This window comes from Microbacterium xanthum (assembly GCF_034531355.1).
GTDB lineage: Bacteria > Actinomycetota > Actinomycetes > Actinomycetales > Microbacteriaceae > Microbacterium > Microbacterium xanthum.
In genome coordinates this window covers 527,494-541,301 of sequence record NZ_JAWHUE010000002.1, presented here as the reverse complement: position 1 = coordinate 541,301, position 13,808 = coordinate 527,494, and the positions used below count along the sequence as shown (strand labels likewise).

Genomic DNA, 13,808 nt, shown 5'->3' with positions numbered 1-13,808 from the left:
GCCTTCTCGACGCGGCAGCCCTTCGCGAACGACTCGCGGCGATGTCAAGCCTCGACGACATCGGCGCGGCTCCCCCAGACTCGGAGTATGCAGAGGAATGTCTCCGCCCATATCGCCCTCGACGTCACCGGACCCGCCGAGCTCGTCTTCGCGATCTCGGTGTCGCGCCACCACACACCCGAGGAGACGCTGACGGTCCGGCTCGACGGAACGCCCCTGGGCGTCGACGAGCTCCCCGATGCGCACGGCACGCGACTGCACCGCGTGAGGAGCGACTCCGGCCGCCTCGAGCTGTCCTATGAGGCCGACGTCGCCGGGACGGGTGACCCGGACACGGCCACCGACACCGATCTGGTCACCTACCTGCGCCCCAGCCGCTACGCCGAATCGGACGCCCTCGCCCCCACCGCCGCGGCCGAGTTCGCGGGGATCGATCCCGGCCCGGCCCTCCTCAAGGCGGTGTCATCCTGGGTCGGCACGAGGCTCTCGTACGCGCCGGGATCGAGCCTTCCGACCGACGGCGCGGTGCGCACGCTCCTGAACCGACGCGGCGTGTGCCGCGACTACGCGCACACGTGCGTGGCGCTCCTGCGCGCCCTGGGCGTGCCCGCCCGCCTCGTCGCGGTGTACGCGCCCGGCCTGGACCCGATGGACTTCCATGCCGTCGCAGAAGCCTGGATCGACGGAGCCTGGCGGGTCGTCGATGCCACGACCCTCGCGCCGCGTGCCACCCTGCTGCGCATCGCCACCGGGCGCGACGCGGCCGACACGGCGTTCCTCACGGTCACCGCCGGCGGCGCATCGCTGGTGTCGATGGAGGTGTCCGCCACGGCGGACCGGCTGCCCGACGACGACCTCGAACGCCTCGTCGGCCTCACCTGAACCGCGACCGCATGCACCCGGCGACCCGACATGCCAGGCTGGTGCCATGAAGACCTGGGTCGTACGCCTTCTCACCCTGTGGGCGTTCAACGTCATCGTGCTGCTCGTGATCGCCCTCGTGATGGGCCAGGTCGTCGCCGTCGGCTGGGCCGCCCCCTGGGCGGCACTGCTCCTGACCATCGCGACGGTGTGGCTGCGGCCGGCGATGCGGCGGTTCTTCCAGAAGCGCGCGGCCGGCTCGGTCCACAAGCGCACGAAGGTGGGAGAGAAGATCCTTCAGCTGGGAATCGTGCTCCTGGTCGCGCTGATCGTGTGGATCGCCGTCGTTCTGCTCTCGGGGGTGAACACGAGCGGGTGGATCTCGTGGTGGGTGTTCCCCCCGATCATCCTCGCGATCGCCTGGATGGTGTGGGATGCCATCGCCGCGCGCGTCGAAGCCAAGGGCCAGGAACTCTACGTGAAGGCCCTCGGCGGCCCCGCGTCCCCCGAGCCCGCCCGACCTCGCCGAGACCACCCCTGAGCTGGTCACCGCGACGCCCCGGCGCGAGGTGTCAACACGTTGACACGCACTGAGTAAACAGGTTTACTCAGTGCGTGGCCGATCGACTGACCTTCACTCTCCACGAACTCGTCGCCGAGATCGATGCGTACGCCGACGATGCCCTGCGCACACGACACGGTGTGACCTTCTCGGTCTTCGAGTTCCTCGCGGTCCTCGCCGACGCGCAGCCCGCCGACATGACGACACTCGCCCGGTGCCTCGGCGTGACCAAGGCCGCCGTGAGCAAGCGGGTTCCGGCGCTTGTCGAGCAGGGGTGGGTCCTTGCCCGCAACGCCCCGGGCGAGGGCCGCAGCATCCGCCTGTCGCTGACCTCCCGCGGAGCCGATCTCGTCCGGATCGCGGGAGATGACCTCGAAGCGGAGTTCCGCTCCGTCATCGCCACCTCCGCGGACGCGGGCGGGATCGCCGCACTCAACGGTCAGTTGAACACGCTCACCGACCTGTTCCGCCGGAAGAACTCCGCACCGCCCCCGACGAACACCCCTCACGAACGTGGAGACCTCGAATGACCGCCCCTCGCATCCTGGTGGTCGTCGGCACGCCCCTTGCCGACAGCCTCAACCACGCACTCGCCCGTGCCTACATCGACGCCGCGCGCGACACCGGCGCGGAGGTGCGTGTCACCGACCTGGCCGCCGCGCCGATTCCGGCCTTCCCCCGAGCCCGCGACGAGCTGCGGGCTCCGCGGACGGCCGGCGACGCGCCCCTCGACCCTGCCGCCGCCGCGTCGATCGACGACGTCGTCTGGGCCGACCATCTGGTGTTCTTCTTCCCCCAGTGGTGGGGAGGCGCCCCGGCGGTCCTGAAGGCCTGGATCGACCGCGTCTTCCTGTCGGGTTCCGCGTTCCGCTACCGCGAAACCGGTCGTCTGTGGGACAAGCTGCTCACCGGACGAACCGCTCGCATCATCATGACGATGGACTCGCCGGGATGGTGGAACGCGCTGACCTACCGCGACGCGGCGATCCGCCAGCTCCGCTCAGCCACTCTGCGGTACTGCGGCGTCGCCGTGCGCGGCGTGACCCGATTAAGCGAGGTGCGCCACCGCCGCCCGGCCGATCGCGACCGGTGGGTCGACGCGATGGCTTCGTTCGCCCGCACTGACGGCGAGGCGCTCCGAGCACACCCTCGCGCCCGCGTCGCCGTGGCGGCCTGACCGGCGACCCCCGGCTCAGATCAGCCGCGCGGCGATCAGGCCAGCGAGCGCTCTGCGGCCTCGACGACGTTCGTCATGAGCAGGGCCACCGTCATCGGCCCTACGCCGCCGGGGTTCGGCGAGAGGAATCCTGCGACCTCGGCCACATCCGGATGCACGTCGCCGTACACGACGCTCTTGCCGGTGTCGGGGTCGGTCTCGCGGGTGACACCGACGTCGAGCACGGCTGCGCCGGGCTTGACGTCGGCAGCGCGCACGATGTGCGCGACCCCGGCCGCCGCCACGATGACATCCGCCTGCTTCAGGTGGTGCGCCAGGTCGGCGGTGCCCGTGTGGGTGAGGGTCACGGTGGCGTTGATCTCCCGGCGCGTCAGCAGCAGCCCGATCGAGCGCCCGATGGTCACCCCGCGGCCGACGACGACGACATCCTTGCCGTTCAGGTCGTAGCCGTTGCGCTGGAGCAGTTCGATGACGCCCCGCGGTGTGCACGGCAGGGGGGTCGTGATCGGTGCGTTCACGTTCAGGACGAGGCGGCCGAGGTTGGTCGGGTGCAGGCCGTCGGCGTCCTTGGCGGGGTCGATCCGCTCCAGCACGGCGTCGGTGTCGATATGCGCGGGCAACGGCAGCTGCACGATGTAGCCGTGGCACGTCGGGTCGGCATTGAGCTCATCGATCAGCGCCTCTACGTCGGCCTGCGTAGCATCGGCGGGCAGCTCCCGCTGGATGGAGTTCATCCCGATCGCCTCGCTCGCGCGGTGCTTCATCCCGACGTACAGCTGCGAAGCCGGATCGGCGCCGACGAGCACGGTGGCGATGCCGGGGACGACGCCCTTCTCGGCCAGCGCGGCCACCCGGACCCTCAGCTCATCCTTGATCGCCGCCGAGGCGGCCTTTCCGTCCAGTTTCGTCGCGGTCATGACGTTCCCTCTCGGATCGATGAACCCCATCCGCCCCGAGACATCGGGCGTTGCGCGATGTCTCGGGGCGGACGTGGTGTGTCGGATGTCGCCGGTGCGGCGCTTACTGCTGCAGCTCGGGGTAGAGCGGGAAGGCGGCGGTGAGGGCCGCCACGCGGGCGCGCAGCGCCTCGACGTCGGCGCCGGGCTGCAGGGCGAGCGCGATGACGTCGGCGACCTCGGTGAACTCGGCGTCGCCGAAGCCGCGGGTGGCCAGGGCCGGGGTGCCGATGCGCAGACCCGAGGTGACCATCGGCGGACGCGGATCGTTCGGTACGGCGTTGCGGTTGACCGTGATGTGGATCTCGTGCAGCAGGTCTTCGGCCTGCTTGCCGTCGATCTCGGCCTCGCGCAGGTCGACGAGCACGAGGTGCACGTCGGTGCCGCCGGAGCGGACGGCGACGCCGGCCCCGGCGACGTCGTCGCGGGTGAGGCGTTCGGCGATGATCGACGCGCCACGCACGGTGCGCTCCTGACGGTCGCGGAATTCCGGCGTGCCCGCGAGTTTGAAGGCGGTGGCCTTCGCCGCGATCACGTGCATGAGCGGCCCGCCCTGCTGACCGGGGAACACCGCGGTGTTGATCTTCTTGGCGATGTCGGCGTCGTTGGTCAGGATGAAGCCCGAGCGCGGTCCGCCGATGGTCTTGTGCACCGTGGAGGAGACCACGTGTGCGTGCGGGATCGGCGACGGGTGCACGCCGGCGGCGACGAGTCCGGCGAAGTGCGCCATGTCGACCCAGAGGTAGGCGCCGACCTCGTCGGCGATCTCGCGGAAACGGGCGAAGTCGAGCTGGCGGGGGTAGGCCGACCATCCCGCGATGATCACCTTGGGGCGGTGTTCAACGGCGAGGCGGTGCACCTCGTCCATGTCGATGACGCTCGTCTCGGGGTCGACGCCGTACGCGACGATGTCGTAGAGACGCCCGGAGAAGTTGATCTTCATGCCGTGCGTGAGGTGCCCGCCCTGGTCCAGGGCCAGTCCGAGGATGGTGTCGCCGGGGCGCGCGATCGCGTGGAGCACCGCGGCGTTGGCGGTGGCGCCGGAGTGGGGCTGGACGTTGGCGTACTCGGCGCCGAAGAGCTCCTTGGCGCGCGCGATCGCGAGCTCCTCAGCGACATCGACCTCCTCGCAGCCGCCGTAGTAGCGACGTCCGGGGTATCCCTCGGCGTACTTGTTCGTGAGCACCGAGCCCTGCGACTGCAGGACCGAGACGGGCACGAAGTTCTCCGAGGCGATCATCTCGAGATAGCCGCGCTGGCGGTCGAGCTCGCGCTGGAGCACCTCGGCGATCTCGGGGTCGACCTCGGCGAGCGGGGCCGTGAAGAAAGAGTCGGTCATGGCGTTCTCCTTGCAGACGGGATCGGGATTCCGAGCGGTTGATCGGCCCAGGCGTGCGGTCGACGTGCCATGCGGTCGCTTCCCGGTGGTCTTCCACCTCAACGCCAGTCGCGACATCCCCGAGCATAACGGATGACGTCCGCATCCGAGTTTGTTAGGTTTCCTTACATGACCCTGCCGCTGGTGCCCCACCCGACGTCGGTCCGCGAGCACGATGCTCCCGCTTTCCGCGTCGGCGACCGTGTCGGGATCACCGGAGACGACGCCGCCACGGAGGTGCTGCGCCGAGGCCTCGCCCGTGTCGCCGGGGCCACCGCCGAGCGCGGCGAGGGGATCCGGCTCGAGATCGTCCCGGGCCGACCCGCCGAGTCCTATGCGATCGAAGCGGGGTCCCGCGGGGTGCTCGTCACGGGCGCAGACCCGGCCGGGCTCTTCTACGCAGCGCACACCCTGGTGCAGCTGCTGCGACGCGACGACACGGGTTGGCATGTGCCGGCCGTGTCGATCGCCGACGGCCCCCGGTTCGCCTACCGCGGGGTCATGCTCGACGTGGCACGCCATTTCTTCGACGTCGACACCGTGTGTGCCTGGATCGACCGGGCCGCGGCGCTGAAGATGAACCACCTTCACCTGCACCTCAGCGACGACCAAGGCTGGCGGATCGCGCTCCCCTCCCGACCCGAACTCGCCGCCCGGGCCTCGCAGACGGCGATCGGCCACGACCGCGGCGGTCACTACACCGCCGCGGACTACCGACGGATCGTCACCCACGCCGCACAGCGGCACATGACGGTCGTGCCGGAGATCGACATGCCGGGCCACACGCACGCCGTCGGGCTGGCATACCCCGAGCTCGTCGCCGAACCCGTCATCACCGACGACGTGCGCACCGCCGTCGAGACCTTCGGCGGCGGCCTCCCCCGCACCGGCACCCCCTACCAGGGTCTCGCCGTGGGATTCTCCTCGCTGCGGATCGCCGAACCCGCCACCGACCGTTTCGTCACCGACGTGTTCACCGACCTCGCCGCCCTCACCCCGGGTCCCTACCTCCACCTCGGCGGAGACGAAGCCCTCGGCACCGACCCCGCCCTGTTCGCCTCGTTCGTCGCCCGAGCGACCGAGGTGATCACGGCCCTCGGGAAGACCCCCGTCGCGTGGCATGAAGCCGGCGCGGCCGAGGCCCTCGCCCCCGGAACCGTCGGCCAGTACTGGGGGCTCGCGACACCCGCCGACGGCATGGACGACAAAGCCCGCCGGTTCGTGACCGGTGGCGGGTCCCTCATCCTCTCCCCCGCCGACGCGGTCTACCTCGACATGAAACCCGAGCCCGACTTCCCTCTCGGCCTCACCTGGGCCAACGGTCACACGTCGGTGCGCCGCGCGTACGAGTGGGAGCCGGCCGACGTGATCGACGGGATCGCCGAGACCGACATCCTCGGCGTCGAGGCGCCGCTGTGGACCGAGACCGTGCGCACCGCCGAAGACATCGACGCCCTCGCCTTCCCGCGCGTCGCCGCGGCCGCCGAGGCCGCGTGGTCGCCCGCGATGCGGGATTCCCCCGAACGCACGTGGGAGTCGTTCCGGTCGCGCGTGGGTGCGCAGGGGCCGAGGTGGCGCGCCGAGGGGATCCGCTACCACGCGTCGGAGGAGATCCCGTGGGTGTGAGCATCATCCACTCGGCCCGGCTGGTCTCTGGCACGGTATCGACCCGCGACGCCTGGGTCCGCTTCGACGGCGGGCGCGTGGCCGCCGTCGGCACCGGCGACGCCTGGCGCGCCGGGACGGATGCGACCACCGACGTCGTCGACGCCACGGCCGTCGCGGGGGCGGGCGCGATCCTCACACCGGGCTTCGTCGACCTGCACGGCCACGGCGGGGCCGGGGTCGCCTACGACGACGGAGCGGATGCCATCCGCACCGCCCGCGCCCTCCACCGTCGGCACGGCACGACCCGGGCGCTGATCTCCCTGGTCACCGCCTCGATCGACGACCTCGCCGCGCGAGCCGGGACGATCGCAGATGTCGCCGCCACCGACCCCGACGTCCTCGGTTCGCACCTCGAAGGCCCGTTCCTGGACCCAGCGCACAAGGGTGCGCACGACGCGCGCCTCCTCATCGATCCGAGCCCCGACGCGCTCGCGCGTCTCCTCGAGGCCGGGCGCGGCACCGTTCGACAGGTGACGATCGCCCCCGAGCGGCCCGGGGCCATGGCGGCGATCGCGGCGCTGCGCGACGCCGGAGTGGTCCCGGCCGTGGGACACACGTCGGCCGACGTCGACCTCGCCCGCGCCGCCTTCGAGGCCGGCGCCGGGATCCTCACCCACGCCTTCAACGCCATGCCGGGGCTGCACCACCGCGCCCCGGGGCCCGTGGCGGCGGCAGCCGCGTCGCCCGGTGTCACCCTCGAGCTCATCGCCGACGGCGTGCACCTGCATCCCGACGTCGTTCGCCTCGCCTTCGCCGCCGCCCCCGGCCGCATCGCACTGGTGACCGATGCCATGGCCGCCGCCGGCGCCCCGGACGGGCGCTACGTGCTCGGCGGGCTCGAGGTCGACGTCGAGGGCGGGGTCGCACGACTCGCGGGCGGAACGCGCGCGATCGCGGGGTCCACCCTCACGCAGGATGCCGCCCTGCGGCGGTGCGTCGAGGCCGGGGTCCCTCTGGGCGAAGCCGTCCACGCACTCACGTCGGCGCCGGCGCAGGCGATCGGCCGCACCGACCTCGGCGCCCTCGCACCCGGGGCGTACGCCGACGCCGTGCTGCTCACCGCCGACCTCGCGGTCCGTCACGTCTGGACCGCCGGTGTCGGCACCCCGGGCGCCGACGGGCACGCGGCGTAGAATCGCAGAATGCCCGAGAACGCCTCCCCCTCGTCGGCCGCGCCCGCAGCCCCCGCGCCGGGCATGCGCGCCCCCCTCACGCCGTTGGACATCGTCGCCTTCGTCTGCGAGCTGTTCGCGATCGGCTCGCTCGCCCTGTGGGGGTTCGTCGCCTTCGATCTTCCCTGGAACATCGTCGTCGGCATCGGCGCCCCGGCCCTCGCGCTCGTCATCTGGGCCCTGTTCGTCTCCCCGCGCGCCGTCTTCGCCGTGCATCCCTTCGTCCGCGGCATCGTCGAACTGCTCGTGTACGCCTCGGCCACGATCGTCTGGTGGAGTCTCGGCTACGCGTGGATCGGCCTCGCCTTCGCCGTCGTCGCCGTGGCCACCGGAGTCCTCGTCGGGCGTCGCCGCTTCTCGTGACCGACGCCATCGAGGTCGTCGCCCGTCTCGCCGACGCGCTGGGCGACCGCGTCGACGTGACCTTCGATTCTCGGCGCGCCGCACGCGCCGACAAGTCCGGCCATGCCGCCGCGGGGCTGCCGATCGCCGTGGTCCACGCCGAATCGGTCGAAGACGTGCAGGCCACCCTCCGCGTGGCGACCGCGACCCGGACCCCCGTCGTCACCCGCGGCGCGGGAACGGGCCTGGCCGGGGCCGCGAACGCCGGCGACGGGGAGATCGCGCTGTCGCTGCGGGGAATGGACCGCGTCCTCGAGGTCCGTCCCGACGACCTGCTGGCGGTCGTGGAGCCGGGCATCCTGAACGCAGATCTGAACGAGCGCCTCGCCGAGCACGGGCTGTGGTGGGCGCCCGATCCGGCCAGCCGCGCGATCTCGACCGTCGGCGGGAACATCGCCACGGGTGCCGGCGGACTGCTGTGCGCGAAGTACGGTGCCGTGCGCGACGCCGTCCTCGCCCTGGATGTCGTCCTGGCCGACGGGCGCCTGCTGCGCATGGGGCACCGCACCGTCAAGGGCGTCACGGGACTCGACCTCACCTCGCTCCTGATCGGATCCGAAGGCACCCTCGGGGTCATCGTGGGAGCGACCCTGAAACTGCGGCGGATCATCCCGGGCGAGACGTGCACGATCGCCGCGACCTTCGCCGGCGTGCGGGATGCCGCCTCGGCCGCTGCCGCCGTGACCGCCACCGGTGCGCAACCGGCCATCATGGAGCTGCTGGATGCGGCGTCGCTGGCCGCCATCCACGCGCACCTGGGGCTCGACGCGCCGCCGCCGGGCACCGCGCAGGTGACCGTGCAGACCGACGGCGCGACGGCCGCCGACGATGCCGCCGTGATCGCGCGGGTGCTCACCGGGTCGGGAGGCCGCGTCGCGATCACCCGCGATCCGACCGAGGGTGAACGACTCCTCGCCGTCCGACGGGCCTTCCACGGCGCGATGGAACGCCTCGGTACTACCCTGATCGAAGACGTCTCCGTGCCGCGCTCCGCCCTTCCGGCCATGTTCGACGAGATCAGCCGCATCGAACGCGAGTACGGCCTGGTCATCCCGACCGTCGCGCACGCCGGGGACGGCAATCTGCATCCCAATTTCGTCTTCGAGGCCGAAGCCGACTCCGCAGGGGTGGTGGAGGTCCCGCCGCGGGTGTGGGAAGCCGCCGACGCTCTGTTCCGTGCGGCGCTGGCCCTCGGCGGCACCCTCACCGGCGAGCACGGTGTGGGCACGCTCAAGAGCCGCTGGCTGGCGGACGAGCTCGGCGACGATCAGTGGGAGATCCAACGCCGGATCACGCGGGTGTTCGACCCGGACGGCATCCTGAATCCCGGGAAGGTCTTCGTCCGGTGAGCGCCACGATCCAGGTCTCGGCCGCCGTCGTCGTCTCGGACGACGCACGCACGCTCGTGGTGCGCAAGCGCGGTGCACGGGTGTTCCAGCAGCCGGGCGGCAAGCCCGATCCCGGCGAGGACGCGCTCGCGGCGGTCGTGCGGGAGGTGGCGGAGGAGACCGGGATCGTCGCCGCCCCCGGGGACTTCGTCCCGCTCGGACGCTTCACCGACGCGGCGGCCAACGAGCCCGGCCACGAGGTGGTGGGCGATGCGTTCCTGCTGCGGGTGCGGACCGCCGAGGCGACGGCGTCCGGCGAGATCGAGGAGGTGCGCTGGCTCACCGAGGACGATGTGCCCGACACGCCGCTGGCGAACCTGAGCCGCAACCACCTCATCCGTTTCGCCTGGCGCTGACCCCTTCGCCGAGCCGCCCCTTTCGCGCCGACCCACCCCTTTCTTCCCCGCAGGAACGGGCCGGGTCGGCGCGAAAGGGCCGGGTCGGCGAGTCGGGGGCGCGAGTCGGCGGGCGTCAGAGACCCTGCCAGGCGGGTTTGTTCGCGTAGGTGTAGCGGTAGTAGTCGGCGTGGGCGAGGCCGCGCGCGGCCGCCTCGTCGACGACGACCGTCACGTGCGGATGCAGCTGGATGGCCGACCCCGGCAGCGACGCCGACACCGGCCCCTCGACGGCCGCGGCGACGGCGTCCGCCTTCCCCTCGCCGAAGGCCAGCAGCACGAGGTGGCGTGCCCGCAGGATCGTGCCGAGACCCTGGGTGATGCAGTGCATCGGCACATCGTCGATCGAGGCGAAGAACCGCGCATTGTCGCGCCGCGTCTGCTCGGTGAGCGTCTTCACGCGGGTCGTCGAGGCGAACGAGGAACCCGGTTCGTTGAACCCGATGTGCCCGTCGGTGCCGATCCCGAGGATCTGCAGGTCGATGCCGCCCACCGCCTCGATCTCCGCCTCGTAGTCCTCGCCCGCGTGCTCGATGCCCTCGAGCGCCCCGTCCGGCACACGCACGAGCGCGGGGTCGAGCCCCAGCGGACCGACCACCTCGCGGGAGATCACCGACCGGTAGCTCTCCGGATGCGACGGGTCCAGTCCGACGTATTCATCCAGGGCGAAGCCGCGGACCCGGGACAGATCGGCGCCGGCGAGCCGCACCCGCAGCGCGTCGTACACCGGCAGCGGCGTCGATCCGGTGGCAAGGCCCAGCACCGCATCGGGGCGCCGCGCGATCAGACCCGCGATGGCGTCTGCGACGAGGCCACCGGCCTCCTGTGCGGTGGGGACGATGACCACTTCAGCCATGGGCGAGGACCTCCTCGGACGTGCGTCCGACCAGCGCGGCGCCGAGGGCGGCCGCCGGCGATCCGGCCGGCAGCAGCGTGGCGCGCTCGCGCAGGCGGAGCGAACGGATGAACGCGGAGGCGGCGGCCCCCGCGTCGAGCTCTGCCGCGACCGGCACCAGCAGCCGGTCGCCCAGGGCGCTGAGCCCCCCGCCGATGACGACCGTGTCGACGTCGGCGGTCAGGACCAGGATCCGGATGGCGGCTGCCACGCCTCGCGCCAGGTCGTCGCGCAGTGCGACCGCGCGCGGGTCGCCGGCGTCGGCGGCGTCGAACACGTCACGCACCGGCAGCGCACCGGGGCGCCCCCAGCGCGCCGCGACGGCGCCACCGCCGGCGAGCGCCTCGATGCACCCCCGTTGTCCGCACCGGCAGGCGGGACCGGCGGGGTCGATCGAGATATGACCGACCTCACCCGCACTGCCTCCCGCTCCGCGCCACAGCTGTCCGTCCACGACGATGCCCGCCGCCACCCCCGTCCCGACGTTGAGGTACGCCATCGTGCCGGACCCCTGTCCGTGCAGCGCGTGGGCTCCCCGCGCGGCGGCTTTGACGTCGTTCTCGACGCGCACGGGCAGGCCGAGCACGGGTTCCAGGATCCGGCTGACATCGAGTTCGTGCACGCCGAGGTTCACCGCGTGCACGACGCGGTTCGAGTCCGGGGCGACCTGCCCGGGCATCCCGATTCCGACCGACCGGATCCCGTCCCGGGCGATCCCGGCCTCCCCGGCGACGAGGTCGACCGCGCGCGCGATGGTCGCAGCGACGGCGTCGACCCCCCACCCGGTCGCCAGCCGCGTGCGGGCCAGGACCCGTGCGTCGTCGTCGACGACGACGGCGTCGGTCTTCGTGCCGCCCACGTCGAGCCCGACCCTCATCGGCCGCTCTCCCGACGGGAGGCGGCGGTGGTGCGCCGGACCATCAGCCCTTGACCGCCCCGGCCACGAGGCCCCCGGTCATCTTGCCCTGGACGATGAGGAAGAAGATCATCACCGGGATGGCGATGAGCGTCGACCCGGCCATCACGGCCCCCCAGTCCACGGATCCGCCGACACTGGAGGACTGGAAGGCGTTCAGCCACGGCATGAGGGGGAGGTTGTAGCCGCTCATGAGCAGCAACGCCATCGTGAATTCGTTCCACGACTGGATGAAGGCGAAGATCCCGGTCGAGATCAGTCCGGGCGCCAGCAGCGGGAAGGTGACCTTCCAGAACGCCTGCGACTTCGTGCACCCGTCGATCATCGCGGCTTCCTCGAGGTCGGCCGGGACCCCGGCGACGAACCCCCGGAGCGTCCAGATCGTGAACGGGATGACCGCCGCCGTGTAGACGATCCCGAGGCCGAGCAGCGTGTTCATCAGCTGCCAGTCGTCGATCATCCCGTAGATGGTGAACATCATCGCCTCCCCGGGGATCATCTGCACGATGAGGACCGAGATGATGAACCCGCGGCGCCCCTTGAAGTGGAAGCGGGCGACGGCGATCGAGGCGAGGAAGGCGAACAGCAAAGTGGCGACGAGCACACCGGCGGTCACCGTCAGCGAGGTCATGAGCGCGTGCGGGAAGTCCGTCTGCCCCGGCGCGGCCTCGCGCGTCCAGGCCGTGACGTAGTTCTGCAGCGTGGCGTCGAACGGCAGGAAGCTCGGCTCGCGCGTGATGATGTCGCTGTTGGGTGTCAGCGACATGTTCACCATCCAGTAGACCGGGAACACGCTCATGCCGAACACGATCGCGGCGGCGGAGTTCAGCAGCGTCCGGACGACGACGCGCCGACGGGACGGGCGGCGGGCGTGCAACGACCCCGGCTTCGGCGTCTTGGGCGACCCGGGCTCGCCGAGCACCTCGTCGACACCCACGGTGCCGACCTGGGTGGCGGTGGTGACCTGTGTGCTCACAGCTCCTCCTCCTTCAGGGTGGTGCGCACGTATCCCCACGACAGGACGAGCAGCAGGATGACCATGACGACGCCGATGGCGGCTGTGGAGCCGAATTCGCCGACGCCCTGGCGGAACAGGTAGGTGCCGAGCACATTCGTCTCGGAGGCCAGGCCCCCGCGGCTCTGCAGGGCGTAGACCTGGGTGAAGATGCGCAGGTTCCAGATGATCTGCAGCACGAGCACGACGGTGAGGATGCTGCGCAGGTACGGGAACACGATGAACCAGAAGCGCTTCCACGGGTGCGCGCCGTCGAGGGAGGCCGCCTCGAGGACTTCGCCGGGCACCTGTCCGAGGCCGGCGTAGGTGGTGAAGGCCACGAACGGCACCGACTGCCAGACGATGATGATGGTCAGCACGAAGAAGAACGACCACGGATTCAGCAACCACGAGTGGTTCGTCCAGTCGGTGGTGCCGGTGAGCGTGTTCATCGCCCAGTTGACGACGCCGTACTGCGTGTCGAAGATCCATCCCCACACGACGGTGGCCGTCAGGGGCGGCATCGCCCAGGCCAGGAGGAGACCGATCGACACGACGATCCGCCACGCCCGCGACAACCGCGTCATCAGGACGGCGACGAGGACGCCGAGGGACATGTTCAGCACCGTGAGGACGACCATCAGCCCGAGACTGCGCATGAGCACCGCGGGGAAGTCGGACTGGGTGAACAGGTCGATGTAGTTCTCGAACCCGATGAAGGCCGGGAGGGTGCCCTGGACCTTGTTCTTGACGGTGTAGTCGGTGAAGGACTGGATCACCATCAGCACGGCGGGGTATCCGACCATCACCCCGAGGATGATCAGCGACGGACTGAGCAGCGACCAGGCGCCGCGGGCTTCGCGACGACGCCGGGAGCGCTCGCGCGGGGTCAGCGACACGGTCGGGCGTCGCCCGGAGGACGGGCGCCGGACGGTGAGGGCGCGGGTCTCGCTCATGTCGCCTCCTCTCTCGATGGTGCGGATGCGGGGGTGCCGGCTCGACGCCGGCGGAAGGTGAAGGGGGCCCGGAGCCCGGGCCCCCTTC

15 protein-coding genes and 1 riboswitch are annotated in these 13,808 nt (G+C 71.4%); of the genes, 9 read left to right on the top strand and 6 right to left on the bottom strand.

Features of this window, described 5'->3' with window-relative positions:
* Positions 1–87 precede the first annotated feature (87 nt).
* From RZO50_RS08090 to RZO50_RS08075, 4 genes are all read left to right on the top strand, one after another.
* A complete protein-coding gene (locus tag RZO50_RS08090) occupies positions 88–882 on the top strand; it encodes a transglutaminase-like domain-containing protein (RefSeq protein ID WP_322599203.1) in 795 nt (264 codons plus the stop codon).
* 46 nt (positions 883–928) lie between these two features.
* On the top strand, positions 929–1,402 hold the full coding sequence (locus tag RZO50_RS08085; RefSeq protein ID WP_322599202.1) for a hypothetical protein: 474 nt from the start codon (positions 929–931) through the stop codon (positions 1,400–1,402).
* Between the two features lie 74 nt (positions 1,403–1,476).
* Positions 1,477–1,953 (top strand): MarR family winged helix-turn-helix transcriptional regulator, encoded by a 477-nt coding sequence (locus RZO50_RS08080; RefSeq protein ID WP_322599201.1) that lies wholly within the window; start codon positions 1,477–1,479, stop codon positions 1,951–1,953.
* Positions 1,950–2,600, top strand: a complete 651-nt coding sequence (locus tag RZO50_RS08075; protein WP_322599200.1) for an NAD(P)H-dependent oxidoreductase — start codon at positions 1,950–1,952, stop codon at positions 2,598–2,600. The genes RZO50_RS08080 and RZO50_RS08075 overlap by 4 nt, the downstream gene beginning before the upstream one ends.
* A 35-nt stretch (positions 2,601–2,635) precedes the next feature.
* Here the strand turns inward: RZO50_RS08075 and RZO50_RS08070 are convergent, their stop codons facing one another.
* Both RZO50_RS08070 and glyA read right to left on the bottom strand, forming a co-directional pair.
* Positions 2,636–3,517: a bifunctional methylenetetrahydrofolate dehydrogenase/methenyltetrahydrofolate cyclohydrolase gene (locus RZO50_RS08070; protein WP_322599199.1), complete on the bottom strand. Its 882-nt coding sequence runs from the start codon at positions 3,515–3,517 to the stop codon at positions 2,636–2,638.
* Between the two features lie 103 nt (positions 3,518–3,620).
* Complete coding sequence (gene glyA / locus RZO50_RS08065; protein WP_322599198.1) at positions 3,621–4,895, bottom strand: serine hydroxymethyltransferase; 1,275 nt, start codon at positions 4,893–4,895, stop codon at positions 3,621–3,623.
* 38 nt (positions 4,896–4,933) lie between these two features.
* A riboswitch (ZMP/ZTP riboswitch) is annotated at positions 4,934–5,017 on the bottom strand.
* Positions 5,018–5,063: 46 nt separating this feature from the next.
* On the opposite strand from glyA, the gene RZO50_RS08060 reads away from it, so the two are divergent.
* The 5 genes from RZO50_RS08060 to RZO50_RS08040 are packed head-to-tail and all read left to right on the top strand — an operon-like array spanning position 5,064 to position 9,920.
* Entirely contained in the window at positions 5,064–6,560 is a 1,497-nt protein-coding gene (locus RZO50_RS08060; protein ID WP_322599197.1) for a family 20 glycosylhydrolase, read from the top strand.
* Positions 6,551–7,735: an N-acetylglucosamine-6-phosphate deacetylase gene (gene nagA / locus RZO50_RS08055; RefSeq protein WP_322599196.1), complete on the top strand. Its 1,185-nt coding sequence runs from the start codon at positions 6,551–6,553 to the stop codon at positions 7,733–7,735. Before RZO50_RS08060 ends, nagA begins: the two co-directional genes overlap by 10 nt.
* A 9-nt stretch (positions 7,736–7,744) precedes the next feature.
* On the top strand, positions 7,745–8,137 hold the full coding sequence (locus RZO50_RS08050; protein ID WP_322599195.1) for a YrdB family protein: 393 nt from the start codon (positions 7,745–7,747) through the stop codon (positions 8,135–8,137).
* Between the two features lie 8 nt (positions 8,138–8,145).
* Positions 8,146–9,525 carry an FAD-binding oxidoreductase gene (locus RZO50_RS08045; protein ID WP_416211589.1) on the top strand — a complete coding sequence of 460 codons (1,380 nt, stop codon included), beginning with the start codon at positions 8,146–8,148 and terminating at the stop codon, positions 9,523–9,525.
* Positions 9,522–9,920 (top strand): NUDIX hydrolase, encoded by a 399-nt coding sequence (locus tag RZO50_RS08040; protein ID WP_322599193.1) that lies wholly within the window; start codon positions 9,522–9,524, stop codon positions 9,918–9,920. The genes RZO50_RS08045 and RZO50_RS08040 overlap by 4 nt, the downstream gene beginning before the upstream one ends.
* A gap of 115 nt (positions 9,921–10,035) precedes the next feature.
* On the opposite strand, the gene RZO50_RS08035 is transcribed toward RZO50_RS08040, so the two are convergent.
* Genes RZO50_RS08035 through RZO50_RS08020 form a run of 4 tightly spaced genes read right to left on the bottom strand, consistent with a single transcriptional unit; the run spans position 10,036 to position 13,720 of the window.
* A complete protein-coding gene (locus RZO50_RS08035) occupies positions 10,036–10,815 on the bottom strand; it encodes a glucosamine-6-phosphate deaminase (RefSeq protein WP_322599192.1) in 780 nt (259 codons plus the stop codon).
* Positions 10,808–11,731, bottom strand: coding sequence for an ROK family protein (locus tag RZO50_RS08030; RefSeq protein ID WP_322599191.1), 924 nt, complete (start codon positions 11,729–11,731; stop codon positions 10,808–10,810). Before RZO50_RS08030 ends, RZO50_RS08035 begins: the two co-directional genes overlap by 8 nt.
* A 43-nt stretch (positions 11,732–11,774) precedes the next feature.
* Positions 11,775–12,746 (bottom strand): carbohydrate ABC transporter permease, encoded by a 972-nt coding sequence (locus tag RZO50_RS08025; protein ID WP_322599190.1) that lies wholly within the window; start codon positions 12,744–12,746, stop codon positions 11,775–11,777.
* Positions 12,743–13,720 (bottom strand): carbohydrate ABC transporter permease, encoded by a 978-nt coding sequence (locus RZO50_RS08020; protein ID WP_322599189.1) that lies wholly within the window; start codon positions 13,718–13,720, stop codon positions 12,743–12,745. The genes RZO50_RS08025 and RZO50_RS08020 overlap by 4 nt, the downstream gene beginning before the upstream one ends.
* Positions 13,721–13,808: the final 88 nt, after the last annotated feature.

Excerpts from the sequence above, each read along its gene's own strand:
- RZO50_RS08090 (WP_322599203.1), top strand. The coding sequence starts at position 88 with ATGCAGAGGAATGTCTCCGCCCATATCGCCCTCGACGTCACCGGACCC.
- RZO50_RS08085 (WP_322599202.1), top strand. The coding sequence starts at position 929 with ATGAAGACCTGGGTCGTACGCCTTCTCACCCTGTGGGCGTTCAACGTC.
- RZO50_RS08075 (WP_322599200.1), top strand. The coding sequence starts at position 1,950 with ATGACCGCCCCTCGCATCCTGGTGGTCGTCGGCACGCCCCTTGCCGAC.
- RZO50_RS08070 (WP_322599199.1), bottom strand. The coding sequence starts at position 3,517 with ATGACCGCGACGAAACTGGACGGAAAGGCCGCCTCGGCGGCGATCAAG.
- glyA (WP_322599198.1), bottom strand. The coding sequence starts at position 4,895 with ATGACCGACTCTTTCTTCACGGCCCCGCTCGCCGAGGTCGACCCCGAG.
- RZO50_RS08060 (WP_322599197.1), top strand. The coding sequence starts at position 5,064 with ATGACCCTGCCGCTGGTGCCCCACCCGACGTCGGTCCGCGAGCACGAT.
- RZO50_RS08050 (WP_322599195.1), top strand. The coding sequence starts at position 7,745 with ATGCCCGAGAACGCCTCCCCCTCGTCGGCCGCGCCCGCAGCCCCCGCG.
- RZO50_RS08035 (WP_322599192.1), bottom strand. The coding sequence starts at position 10,815 with ATGGCTGAAGTGGTCATCGTCCCCACCGCACAGGAGGCCGGTGGCCTC.
- RZO50_RS08030 (WP_322599191.1), bottom strand. The coding sequence starts at position 11,731 with ATGAGGGTCGGGCTCGACGTGGGCGGCACGAAGACCGACGCCGTCGTC.
- RZO50_RS08020 (WP_322599189.1), bottom strand. The coding sequence starts at position 13,720 with ATGAGCGAGACCCGCGCCCTCACCGTCCGGCGCCCGTCCTCCGGGCGA.